Below are 11928 nucleotides of genomic sequence, written 5' to 3'. Positions count from 1 at the left end.
TCCCCCTGCGACTCAGTCGAAGCGCCCCGTGCGCGCCATTTCGGTCAAACGCGCGATGCGCTCTTCGGTAGCCGGGTGCGTGGAGAACAGATTCGCGATGCCGCCGCCCGACAGCGGGTTCATGATCATCATCTGTGCCGTGGCCGGATGGGCTTCGGCAGTCGGAAACGGAATGCCGCTCGCGTAGCGGTGAATCTTGTCGAGCGCCGAAGCAAGCGCCTGCGGGTCGCCCGAAATCTGCGCGCCGCCACGGTCGGCTTCGAATTCACGGGCACGCGAAATCGCCATCTGGATCAGCGCGCCGGCAATCGGCGCAAGCAGCGCAACCGCGATGCCAGCGATCGGGTTCGCGGGACGGCCGTTTTCATCGCGACCGCCGAAGAACATCGCGAAATTCGCCAATGCGGAAATCGCACCGGCCATCGTTGCCGAGACCGTCGAGATCAGGATGTCGCGGTGCTTCACGTGCGCGAGTTCGTGCGCCATCACGCCGCGCATTTCACGCTCCGACAGCACGCGCAGAATGCCCGTAGTGGCCGCGACCGCCGCGTTCTCCGGATTGCGGCCGGTGGCAAACGCGTTCGGCGCGTCTTCGTTGATCAGATACACGCGCGGCATCGGCAGGTTCGCGCGCGTGGCAAGCTCGCGCACCATGCGATAAAACTGCGGCGCGCTGTTTTCGTCGACTTCCTGCGCGTTGTACATGCGCAGGACCATCTTGTCCGAAAACCAGTACGAGAAGAAATTCATCCCGAGGGCGATCACGAGCGCGAGCATCATGCCGCGCGAACCGCCGATCATTCCGCCGATCACGATGAAAAGGGCCGTGATGGCGGCCATCAGCATCGCGGTTTTAACCCAATTGAACATGTCTGCAACTCCTTGCCCTAAGCGTGGGCTTCGTCTCCAGGCCGCGCGATTGCGGCGCCGGATTGTAAGCGAAATGTTAGATATGGGCGGCGCAGGAAAATTCAATCATCGTGAGGTGGTCGCGAGCTTGATGCCAAGGCCGACGAACGCGCTGCCGACCCCACGATCGAGCCAGCGCTTCACCGCCGGCTTGCCGGAGAAGCGCTGCGTCACGCTGCCGGCGATCCACGCGACAAAGCTGTTCCAGATCATGCTCATGACGACGAACACCGCGCCGAGCGCGAGGAACGCGAACGTCTTGTGCTCGCTGCCCGTCGCCACGAATTGCGGGAAAAACGACACGAAGAACAGCACGACCTTCGGATTCAGCACGTTGGTCCAGAAGCCTTGCAGGAACAATTGGCGCAGCGACTTCGGCGCGGACGGCGAGCGCGTGTCGTTGACAGGCGCATCCGGCGCCGGTTTCGCGAAAATCAGGCGCGCACCGAGATAAATCAGGTAGATGGCGCCGATGAATTTGACGACGGTGAACGCCGTGGCCGACGCGGCAAGCAACGCGGTCAAGCCAAACGCGCACGCCAGCGAATGAATGCAGCAGCCGGCCGAAATGCCGAGCGCCGACATCAGACCCGCGCCGCGGCCCTGCGCGACGCTGCGCCCGACGATATAAGCCGTATCCGGCCCCGGCGTGACATTCAGAAGAAAAACCGCGACGACGAAAAACTCGAAATGGACGATGCCGAACATAGGAAACCTCGAAATTTTGCCTGCTGCATGGAGGATTCTAACGCGCGGCAGGCTCGCGGCGGCGCCCCTGAACATCCGCCGAACGGACGATGTTCAGGTCATGCGAAGGCAGCTATTCTGCCTGTGGAAGTTGAAAGCGCTGTCCCGTAGCGAGTGCCGAACCGGCTAGGAATTCGCGCACCGGCAGGCGCTTGCCGCCGGGTTTCTGCAATTGCGTGAGACGCAGCACGCCTTCGCCGCACGCGACCACGACGCCCTCGGGCGAGACGTCGACGATAACGCCCGGCGCCTTGCCGTTTTTGCCGCCCTCGGCCTCGGCCGGCTCGGCAACCGCGGCCCAGATCTTGACGACGCTGCCGTCTTCGAGCGTACCCGCGCCGCCGGGAAAAGGATCGAACGCGCGTACCTGGCGCGCGAGCGCTTGAGCCGGGCGGCGCCAGTCGAGCGCCGCTTCATGCTTGGCGATTTTTTCGGCATAGGTTACGCCGTCCGCCGGTTGCGGCGTCGAGGCGAGCTTGCCGCCGCGCTCGAGTTCGATCAGCGCTTTGACGATCAGCTTCGCGCCATCTTCCGCGAGACGGTCGTGCAGGGTGGCCGTGGTGTCGTCGGCGGTAATGGCTGTGCGCGTTTCGGAGATCATCGCGCCGGTGTCGAGGCCGACGTCCATCTGCATCAGCGTGATGCCGGTCTGTGCGTCGCCCGCTTCGATCGCGCGGTGAATCGGCGCCGCGCCGCGCCAGCGCGGCAACAGCGACGCGTGAATGTTGATGCAGCCGAAGCGCGGAATCTCGAGCACTTCCTGCGGCAGGATCAGACCGTACGCGGCGACCACCATCACGTCGTGCGGCGTGGCGCGCAACTGGTCGATCGCGGCGGCGGCTTCCTGCGGATATTTGCCGGCGCGGCGCAGCGAGGTGGGCTGCGCCACGGCCAGCCCGTGCTCCTGCGCGTAGCGCTTGACCGGGCTCGCCTGCAATTTCATGCCGCGTCCGGCAGGCCGGTCGGGCTGCGTCAGCACGAGCGGCACCGGAAACCCGGCGCGATGGATCGCGGCCAGCGCGGCCGCGGCGAATTCCGGCGTACCGGCAAAGATGACGCGCAACGAATGGCTCATGAATGGACGTGGGCGAAGTGAAAGCGCGTTACATCGCGTGGGCGAGCTTCTTCATCTTGCTCTTGATGCGCGTCTGCTTCAGCGACGACAGGTATTCGACGAACACGCGGCCCATCAGGTGATCCATTTCGTGCTGGATGCAGACGGCCAGCAGCCCCTCGCAATCGAGCTCGAAGGTCTCGCCCTTCTCGTTCAGCGCGCGCACGCGCACTTTCTCGGCGCGCTCGACGTTGTCGTAAATGCCGGGCACGGACAGGCAGCCCTCTTCCGAGAGCTTCCGCTCGTCGCTCGACCAGACGATTTCCGGGTTGATGAACGCGAGCAGTTCGTCGTGCGTTTCCGAGACGTCGATCACGATCACGCGTTCGTGCACGTCCACCTGGGTGGCGGCGAGCCCGACGCCGGGTGCGGCATACATGGTTTCGGCCATGTCCGCGACGAGACGGCGAATGCGCTCGTTGACTTCCGCGACCGGCTTCGCAACCTTGTGCAGCCGTTTGTCCGGGTAATTGAGGATGTTCAGTAAAGCCATGATTTCGAGTGTGATTTCAGACGCCGCCAACCATTGGGACGCCCGCATTGGCCATTCGGCCAGGTTGTGAGCCCGTCGCAATACGCAGAGGATGATGGTGTCGAACCGGCTCGATTCAACACGCCCCGTGCGCCGGACGACGAACCCGCGCGGGTGGGCGCGGCGCCGCGATTATTCGCGGTTTATTTCGGATGATGAAAATTTTAGCATGGCGCCTGCCTACCCGCAGGCCCAGCGAAAGGAACGCCCCTGCATGCACACTTTGTCCGCCAGCCGTATGGAACTTGCCGCGTGGCTGCGGCTATCGCTCGCGCCGGGGTTGAAGCCCGACGCTTTGCGCCTCATGCTGGGCGCTTTCGGGCTGCCTGAAGCGATTTTCGCCCAGTCGCCGGAAGCGCTCGCCGAAGTCGCCGGTGAAGCCGCGGCGCGTGCCGTGCTGGCGCCGCCGGCACCGGCCTTCGAGGCGCAACTCGACGCACTGCTCGCATGGCGTGAGTCGCCCGGCAATCAGATCGTGACACTCGACGACCCCGCCTATCCGCCCGCGCTGCTGACGATGCCCGATCCGCCGCCGCTGCTATATATAAAGGGCCGGCTCGATCTGCTGCATACGAGAGCGGTGGCGCTGGTGGGTAGCCGCAGCGCGACGCCGCAGGGTGTCGAGGATGCGCAGCGGTTCGCGCGCGAACTCTCGGCGGCGGGCGTGACCGTCGTGTCGGGACTCGCGCTCGGCATCGATGGCGCCGCGCATCGGGGCGGCCTCGAAGGCATCGGCGGAACGGTCGCGGTGATCGGCACCGGAGCGGACCTCGTGTATCCGGCCGCACACCATGCGCTCGCGCGCCAGATTGCGGTGCAGGGCGTGATCGTTTCGGAATGGCCGCTCGGCACGCCGGCGCGCGCCGCTAACTTTCCGCAACGCAATCGCCTGATCGCGGGGCTCGTCAGCGGGGTCGTGATCGTCGAGGCGGCGATGCGCTCCGGTTCGTTGATCACCGCGCGGCTCGCCAATGAAATGGGACGCGACATCTTCGCGTTGCCCGGATCGATTCACGCGCCGCTGTCGCGCGGCTGTCACCGGATCATCAAGCAGGGCGCGAGGCTGGTCGAAACGCCGGACGAAGTGCTGGAGGAACTGGGGTTTGTCCGGCGCCCGGAAGTGCGGGCTGGCCGGCCAGCGAGGCAAACCGTTTCGCTCGACCGCGATGCCGGTTCGTGCGTTTCATCAGCGCCGGAGTCTGCTTACGCAGGCGAACGCGATAGTCGGCGCGCGCTCGCAACGACGCAAGGCCATGCGGCGGCGACGATATCCGCTGAGACAGCCTCTGCCGTCAAACTCCCGCTGGAATCCGTAACGGCCAAACCGGCGGGCACGACCGCATCCGCCACGGTCGCCTTTGCGAACCCGCCTGCGCCCGCTCCCTCGCCGAAGCCGCTCGCCCCCGAAGCCCAACGCCTGCTCGCCGCGCTCGGCCATGCGCCGACCACGCTTGAAATTCTTGCCGCCCGCACCGAGATGGGAGACGCCGCCTTGCAAACCACCCTGTTGCAACTCGAACTCGCCGGCGAGGTAACGCTGCTGCCCGGCGGCCGCTTCATGCGTGCCCATCGTGGCTGACCCGCAACAGGCCTTGCGCCGAGCGGCGCGGCCCACCCTTTGGGAGCGGCCATGCTACATTCGCGCCAAAGCACCCGATCTAACGCCAAGGAAACCACCTCATGCCCGCGCTGAACCTCGACACCGACCAGGACCGGATTGCCGAGCGCGTCAACGAACCCGACACGCTGTTCGTTGCCTGCCTCTGCGCGGAGTGGTGCGGAACGTGTCGCGAGTACCGGGACGCTTTCAACCAGTTGGCCGAGCGGCACCCGGAAGTCTGTTTCGCCTGGATCGACATCGAAACCCATGCGGATCGCTTCGACGATCTGGACGTCGAAAATTTTCCGACCATTCTGATCGAAGACTCGGTTACGACGCGCTTCTTCGGTACGGTTTTGCCACAGGTATCGATCGTCGAGCGGATGCTGTCGGACCTGACGGCGCTGCCCGGCGTGACCGGCGCCCCCAAGCTGCGGCCCGCGCTGGCAGTCGCCTGAGCAGTTTTGCGCCGCGCGACAGGGCGGCGCAAAGGCCGCCAAACCGATGGCGCGGGCGTTGCGCCGCGCCGCCGACGCGCCGCAGCCACAGTGAACACCCGGCGTTCGCCGCGGCTTGCCCAATCGCAAGGCGCGCAATTATGATGGCGCGCTTTCATGGCACTTGACACGCCGGGTTCGCGCCTTGTGCTATAAAGCGGTCGTTAATGGGTCGCAAAAGGGCACAGACGAGCGTCGCGCGCTAATTTGGCGCGCTCAAGGCCACCAACCCGGATCTACCAACCTCACATCGAGTCATGTCCAAAGCACTGATCATCGCCGAAAAACCTTCTGTCGCGAACGACATCGCGCGCGCTTTGGGCGGCTTTACCAAGCATGACGAGTACTACGAAAGCGACGACTACGTCCTTTCCTCGGCAGTGGGCCACCTGCTGGAAATCGCCGCGCCCGACGAATACGAGGTCAAGCGCGGCAAGTGGAGTTTCGCCAATCTGCCCGTCATTCCCCCGCATTTCGATCTGAATCCGATCGCAAAAAGCGAATCGCGCCTGAAGGTGCTGACCAAGCTGATGAAGCGCAAGGACGTCGACCGTCTGATCAACGCATGCGACGCGGGGCGCGAGGGCGAGCTGATTTTCCGCCTGATCGCGCAACACGCGAAAGCCAGGCAGCCGGTGCAACGGCTGTGGCTGCAATCGATGACGGCCGGCTCGATTCGCGACGGCTTCGCGCGTCTGCGCAGCGACGAAGAGATGCAGCCGCTCGCCGACGCCGCGCGTTGCCGCTCGGAGGCGGACTGGCTCGTCGGCATCAACGGCACGCGCGCGATGACCGCGTTCAACAGCAAGGGCGGCGGCTTCTTCCTGACCACGGTCGGGCGCGTGCAGACGCCGACGCTGTCGATCGTGGTCGAGCGCGAAGAGAAGATTCGCCGCTTCGTGCCACGCGATTACTGGGAAGTGAAGGCGGAGTTCGTCTGCGCGGCCGGCTTCTACGAAGGCCGCTGGTTCGATCCGAAATTCAAGCGCGACGAATTCGACCCCGAAAAGCGCGATTCGCGCCTCTGGGCGCTACCCGCGGCCGAGACGATCGTCGCAGCCTGCCGCGGCCAGCTCGGCACGGTGACCGAGGAGTCGAAGCCGTCCACCCAGCTCTCGCCCGCCCTCTTCGACCTGACCAGCCTGCAGCGCGAAGCCAACGGCCGCTTCGGCTTTTCGGCGAAGAACACGCTGGGTCTCGCTCAGGCGCTGTACGAAAAGCACAAGGTGCTGACCTATCCGCGAACCGACGCGCGCGCGCTGCCGGAAGACTATCTGGATACGGTCAAGCAGACGCTCGGCATGCTCAAGGAGAGCAACAACTACCTGCCGTTCGCAAAACAGGTGCTCGACAAGGGCTGGGTGAAGCCGAACAAGCGCATCTTCGACAACTCGAAGATCAGCGATCACTTCGCCATCATCCCGACGCTGCAGGCACCGAAGAACCTGTCCGAACCGGAGCAGAAGCTCTACGACCTCGTCGTGAAGCGCTTCCTCTCCGTGTTCTTCCCGGCCGCCGAGTATCGGGTCACGACGCGTATCACCGAAGTGGTCGGTCATCATTTCAAGACCGAAGGCAAGGTGCTCGTCGAGCCGGGCTGGCTGCAAATCTACGGCCGTGAAACCAGCGGCGACGACGCGAACCTCGTGCCGGTGCAAAAGGACGAGAAGGTCAAGACCGACAAGATCGCCGCGCAGCAACTGGTCACGAAGCCGCCCGCACGCTACAACGAAGCGACGCTGCTCTCGGCGATGGAAGGCGCGGGCAAGCTCGTCGAAGACGACGAACTGCGCGAAGCGATGGCGGCCAAGGGTCTCGGCACGCCGGCGACGCGCGCGGCGATCATCGAAGGTCTGCTGACCGAGAAATACCTGATCCGCGAAGGCCGCGATCTGATTCCGGCCGCCAAGGCCTTCCAGCTGATGACGCTGCTGCGTGGCCTCGGTGTGAAGGAACTGACCGCGCCGGAACTGACCGGCGAATGGGAATACAAGCTCTCGCAAATGGAGCGCGGCAACCTGCCGCGCGACGCGTTCATGCAGGAAATCGCGCGCATGACGCAAACTATCGTCAAGCGGGCGAAGGAATACGATTCCGACACGATCCCGGGTGATTACGCGACGTTGCAGACACCTTGCCCGAATTGCGGCGGCCTGGTGAAGGAAAACTACCGGCGTTTCGCGTGCTCGAAGTGCGAGTTCTCGATCTCGAAGATTCCGGGTGGGCGCCAGTTCGAAATCGCGGAAGTCGAGGAGTTGCTGCAGAACAAGACGATCGGGCCGCTGTCGGGTTTCCGCAGCAAGATGGGCCGGCCGTTCTCGGCAATCCTGAAACTGACGCTCGACGACGAGATCAAGAACTACAAGCTCGAGTTCGACTTCGGCCAAGATGCGGCCGGCGAAGACGGCGAACCGCCTGACTTCTCCGATCAGCAGCCGGTCGGCGCGTGTCCGAAGTGCAGCGGGCGCGTGTTCGAACACGGTATGAGCTACGTCTGCGAGAACTCGGTCGCCAATCCGAAAACGTGCGATTTCCGCTCCGGCAAGGTCATCCTGCAACAGGAAATTGCCCGCGAGCAGATGGCCAAGCTCCTCGAAGAAGGTCGCACGGACCTGCTGACGAACTTCAAGTCGTCGCGTACGGGCCGTAACTTCAAGGCGTTCCTCGTCAAGCAGAGCGACGGCAAGATCGGCTTCGAATTCGAGAAGAAGGAACCGGCTGCAGGGAAAACCGCGGCGGCCAAGACCACGGCGGCCAGGTCGGCGGCGAAAGCGGCACCGGAAGCGGACGAAGGCGATACGGCCGTGGTCGTGAAGGCAGAGCCGGCGGCGAAGAAGGTGGCGGCCAGAAAGACTCCGGCCACCAGGACCGCGGCGGCAAAGAAAGCGCCGGCAAAGAAGGCCGCAGCGCGGAAAACCGGCTCGTAAGGCAGGCCCAGCCTGGCTGGCAGGTGTCATTCGCAGCAGGATGGCGCATCGCTTGCCAGCATCGGCTTCATCCGCCGCCGTCGATAAAAAAAGGCGCAGTCACGTAAAGTGACTGCGCCTTTTTAATGCGCGGCCCGCGTTGCCGCTAACTTCTGCTTACAGCGGCGACAATGCCGTCGGCCGGGCTCGGCTGGTCGTCTTCGTCAGCGTTTTTGCCACCGGCGACAACTCGCTATCGAGCAGCCGCGAAAGCGGCTCGGCACCATCAAATGCTTCCGGTGCGCGAGGCTCGGTGGAATCGAACATTGCCGATGTCGCAGGCTGCTCCTGGCCATCCTTGATCCACTGCTCGCCGAGCACGCTATTCGGCGTCTGGCTGAAATGCTCGACCAGATGGTCGATGAACGTACGCACCTTGGCCGGCAAATGGCGGCGGCTCGGATACGCAATGTTGATTTCGACCTGCGGCAGGCGGTAGTCGCCGAGCAGACGCACGAGCCTGCCGCGCGTCATGTCGCGGCCGATCAGATAGCTCGGCAGAATCGCGATGCCCATGCCGAGCAGCGCAAACTGCCGCAGCATTTCCGTGTTGTTCGCGACGATCACGTTGGACGGGCGCACGCGGACCTCACCGTCCGGTCCGGTAAACACGCGTTCGTCGCCCCAATATTCGGACGGCAGGCTCAGGCACGGATGCTCGAGCAGATGCTCGGGCCGCGTCGGCATGCCGTGCTTCTCCAGATAGGCCGGCGTCGCGCAGACGGTCATGCAGCCCGTGGTGAGGCGCCGCGTGACGATGCTCGCGCTGCGCATCTGCCGCGCGATCACGACGCCGACGTCAAAGCCTTCTTCGACGAGATCGACCTGACGGTCGACCAGCGTGACATCGGGGATCACCTTCGGGTAGCGCTCCGCGTACGTTTGCAGCACGGGCGCGAGGTTATGCAGCCCGAACACGACCGGTGCGACGATGCGTAGCGTGCCGACGGGTTCGTGATTGCGCGCCACCACCATCTGTTCGACGTCTTCCAGTTCGTCGAGGATCTGACGGGCGCGCTCGAGATAGACCTGACCGGATTCGGTCAGCGACAAGCTGCGGGTTGTGCGATTGAGCAGCCGTGTACCGAGCCGGCCTTCGAGGTCGGCAACGTGACGGGTGGCGACCGCGTTGGAAATATCCATTGCGCTCGCAGCGCGGGCAAAACTGCCGAGATCCGCCACCTTGACGAAAACTCGCATCGACTGCAAATGGTCCATAAGACAACTCCTACCGTGTTACTGCTTCCTGACAATTAGTGAAAACCAGTGAAGCGAACTTGGAATTCTCCTACGACTCGCAAATTCGTGCAGAAGTTGCTGTCGGAACTCGAAATATTGTCAATTTTGGTACGACCATACCCTCTAAAGCAGGGCTCGGTCGCAAACTATTCTGAAAATTGAAACAATCTGCTGCGCCGCAGCTTGCACTGTCTTTTTTGTTCGAACAGACGCAAAGGTCATCCCGGCATTGCTGAATCCGAAAATATGGAGATAAGGGCACCCCAAAAAAGAAAAGCCGCCCGAAGGCGGCCTTCCATGCGAAGTGAACACTCACATGATCAGGTGGTGAGCTTTTCTTCGAGTGCGCGCTTGGCTTCCGCCAGAGCCGGCGGCAGACCTTGCTGCAGCGTGTCAAAGAGCTCGGCGTGCAGTGCGAGTTCGTCGCGCCAGGCTGCGTCGTCGACGGAAATCACCTGTTCGAACTGTTCGCGGCTGAAGTTCAGACCGCTCCAGTCGATGTCCTCGTAGTGCGGCGACACGCCGAACGCGTGCTCCTCACCCTGCGCCGTGCCTTCGATGCGGCCGACCATCCAGCTCAGCACGCGCATGTTCTCGCCGAAGCCCGGCCAGACGAACTTGCCGTCCGCACCTTTGCGGAACCAGTTCACGCAGAAGATTTTCGGCAGCTTCGCGCTCAACTGCTGCAAACGCTCGCCGGTCTTCAGCCAGTGACCGAAATAGTCGCTCATGTTGTAGCCGCAGAACGGCAGCATCGCGAACGGATCGCGCCGCACCACGCCCTGCTGGCCGGCCGCGGCGGCGGTCGTTTCGGAGCCCATCGTCGCCGCCATGTAGACGCCCTCGACCCAGTTGCGCGCTTCGGTGACGAGCGGCACGGTGGTCGAACGGCGGCCGCCGAAGATGAACGCGTCGATCGCGACGCCGGCCGGGTTTTCCCAATCGGCATCGATCGACGGACACTGCGACGCCGGCGCCGTGAAGCGCGCGTTCGGATGCGCGGCCTTGCGGCCGGTTTCCTTCGCCTCGGCCGGCGTCCAGTCCTTGCCCTGCCAGTCGATCAGATGCGCGGGCGGCTCGTCGGTCATGCCTTCCCACCAGACGTCGCCGTCGTCGGTCAGTGCGACGTTCGTGAAGATCACGTTTTCCTTCAGCGTGGCGAGCGCGTTGTAGTTGGTCTTCTCGCTCGTGCCCGGCGCCACGCCGAAGTAGCCGGCTTCCGGGTTGATCGCGTAGAGACGGCCGTCCTTACCCGGCTTGATCCAGGCAATATCGTCGCCGATCGTGGAGATTTTCCAGCCGTTCAGGCCAGCCGGCGGAATCAGCATCGCAAAGTTGGTCTTGCCGCACGCCGACGGGAACGCCGCCGCGACGTGATGCTTGCGCCCTTCCGGCGACGTCACGCCGAGAATCAGCATGTGTTCCGCGAGCCAGCCCTCGTCGCGGCCCATCGTCGACGCGATGCGCAGCGCGAAGCACTTCTTGCCGAGCAGCGCGTTGCCGCCGTAGCCCGAACCGAAACTCCAGATTTCGCGCGATTCGGGGAAATGCACGATGTACTTGGTCTTGTTGCACGGCCACGGCACGTCCTGCCCGCTCGTCGCGAGCGGCGCGCCGACCGAATGCACGCACGGCACGAACTCGCCGTCCTCGCCGAGCACGTCGTACACCTTGCGGCCCATGCGCGTCATGATGCGCATGTTGGTCACGACATATGGGCTGTCGCTCAGTTCGACGCCGATGTGCGCGATCGGCGAGCCGAGCGGGCCCATCGAGAACGGCACCACGTACATCGTACGGCCGCGCATCGAGCCGTCGAACAGGCCGTCGAGCGTCGAGCGCATCTCGGCCGGGGCAATCCAGTTGTTGGTGGGGCCGGCGTCTTCGGCGCGCTGCGAGCAGATGAAGGTGCGATCCTCGACGCGCGCGACGTCGGACGGATCGGAACACGCCAGATAGGAATTGGGACGTTTGGCGGGATTGAGCTTCCTGAGGGTGCCGGCTTCGACCATCTGCGCGCACAGCCGGTCATATTCTTCCTGCGAGCCGTCGCACCAGACGATCTTCTCGGGTTTGGTCAGCGCGGCGATCCGCTGAACCCAGTCGATCAGCTTGCGGTGCTTGACCCATGTGGGTGCCTCGATAGTGGGCAGCCCTTCGAACGAGGGATGATTCATCGACCTGTCTCCGTTTTGAAAGCAATAGAAAAACGGTACAAGCCCGGCGACGCTGCATGCGAGAGGCATTTAACTCATCGCGCCGGTGTGTATCGATTGCACTCCCGGCGCAAGATTGCGCAGATCGTCCTGGGCCACACAGCTTGC

At 63.8% G+C, this 11928-nt stretch carries 9 protein-coding genes; 3 read left to right on the top strand and 6 right to left on the bottom strand.

The features are described from left to right. Nucleotides 1-12: 12 nt before the first annotated feature. From htpX to def, 4 genes are all read right to left on the bottom strand, one after another. Entirely contained in the window at nt 13-870 is an 858-nt protein-coding gene (gene htpX, locus G3N58_RS15760; RefSeq protein WP_167042112.1) for a zinc metalloprotease HtpX, read from the bottom strand. 105 nt (nt 871-975) lie between these two features. Then, nucleotides 976-1617, bottom strand: coding sequence for a LysE family translocator (locus G3N58_RS15755; RefSeq protein WP_167284507.1), 642 nt, complete (start codon nt 1615-1617; stop codon nt 976-978). Nucleotides 1618-1729: 112 nt separating this feature from the next. After that, nucleotides 1730-2731: a methionyl-tRNA formyltransferase gene (fmt, locus tag G3N58_RS15750; protein ID WP_205999593.1), complete on the bottom strand. Its 1002-nt coding sequence runs from the start codon at nt 2729-2731 to the stop codon at nt 1730-1732. A 28-nt stretch (nt 2732-2759) separates the two neighbouring features. Next, the gene (gene def / locus G3N58_RS15745; RefSeq protein ID WP_167042106.1) at nt 2760-3263 is read right to left on the bottom strand and encodes a peptide deformylase; all 504 of its coding nucleotides are present in this window, start codon (nt 3261-3263) and stop codon (nt 2760-2762) included. 253 nt (nt 3264-3516) lie between these two features. On the opposite strand from def, the gene dprA reads away from it, so the two are divergent. The 3 genes from dprA to G3N58_RS15730 all read left to right on the top strand — a co-directional run bounded on the left by dprA (nt 3517) and on the right by G3N58_RS15730 (nt 8326). Next, nucleotides 3517-4881, top strand: a complete 1365-nt coding sequence (gene dprA, locus G3N58_RS15740) for a DNA-processing protein DprA (RefSeq protein WP_205999591.1) — start codon at nt 3517-3519, stop codon at nt 4879-4881. A gap of 101 nt (nt 4882-4982) precedes the next feature. Next, the gene (locus G3N58_RS15735; protein ID WP_167042102.1) at nt 4983-5360 is read left to right on the top strand and encodes a thioredoxin family protein; all 378 of its coding nucleotides are present in this window, start codon (nt 4983-4985) and stop codon (nt 5358-5360) included. Nucleotides 5361-5656: 296 nt separating this feature from the next. Continuing rightward, nucleotides 5657-8326: a DNA topoisomerase III gene (locus G3N58_RS15730; RefSeq protein ID WP_205988810.1), complete on the top strand. Its 2670-nt coding sequence runs from the start codon at nt 5657-5659 to the stop codon at nt 8324-8326. A gap of 156 nt (nt 8327-8482) precedes the next feature. Here G3N58_RS15730 and G3N58_RS15725 read toward each other — a convergent pair whose 3' ends face one another. Both G3N58_RS15725 and G3N58_RS15720 read right to left on the bottom strand, forming a co-directional pair. Further along, on the bottom strand, nt 8483-9583 hold the full coding sequence (locus G3N58_RS15725) for a LysR family transcriptional regulator (protein ID WP_167042098.1): 1101 nt from the start codon (nt 9581-9583) through the stop codon (nt 8483-8485). A 341-nt stretch (nt 9584-9924) separates the two neighbouring features. Next, complete coding sequence (locus G3N58_RS15720; protein ID WP_205999589.1) at nt 9925-11781, bottom strand: phosphoenolpyruvate carboxykinase (GTP); 1857 nt, start codon at nt 11779-11781, stop codon at nt 9925-9927. Nucleotides 11782-11928: the final 147 nt, after the last annotated feature.

Origin of the sequence: Paraburkholderia sp. Ac-20342 (assembly GCF_017104985.1) — a bacterium.
GTDB lineage: Bacteria > Pseudomonadota > Gammaproteobacteria > Burkholderiales > Burkholderiaceae > Paraburkholderia.
This window is presented reverse-complemented; position numbering and strand designations above follow the sequence as displayed.

Coding starts and splice junctions, on each gene's coding strand:
- G3N58_RS15755 (WP_167284507.1), bottom strand. CDS start 1,617: ATGTTCGGCATCGTCCATTTCGAGTTTTTCGTCGTCGCGGTTTTTCTT.
- fmt (WP_205999593.1), bottom strand. CDS start 2,731: ATGAGCCATTCGTTGCGCGTCATCTTTGCCGGTACGCCGGAATTCGCC.
- def (WP_167042106.1), bottom strand. CDS start 3,263: ATGGCTTTACTGAACATCCTCAATTACCCGGACAAACGGCTGCACAAG.
- G3N58_RS15725 (WP_167042098.1), bottom strand. CDS start 9,583: ATGGACCATTTGCAGTCGATGCGAGTTTTCGTCAAGGTGGCGGATCTC.
- htpX (WP_167042112.1), bottom strand. CDS start 870: ATGTTCAATTGGGTTAAAACCGCGATGCTGATGGCCGCCATCACGGCC.
- dprA (WP_205999591.1), top strand. CDS start 3,517: ATGCACACTTTGTCCGCCAGCCGTATGGAACTTGCCGCGTGGCTGCGG.
- G3N58_RS15720 (WP_205999589.1), bottom strand. CDS start 11,781: ATGAATCATCCCTCGTTCGAAGGGCTGCCCACTATCGAGGCACCCACA.
- G3N58_RS15730 (WP_205988810.1), top strand. CDS start 5,657: ATGTCCAAAGCACTGATCATCGCCGAAAAACCTTCTGTCGCGAACGAC.
- G3N58_RS15735 (WP_167042102.1), top strand. CDS start 4,983: ATGCCCGCGCTGAACCTCGACACCGACCAGGACCGGATTGCCGAGCGC.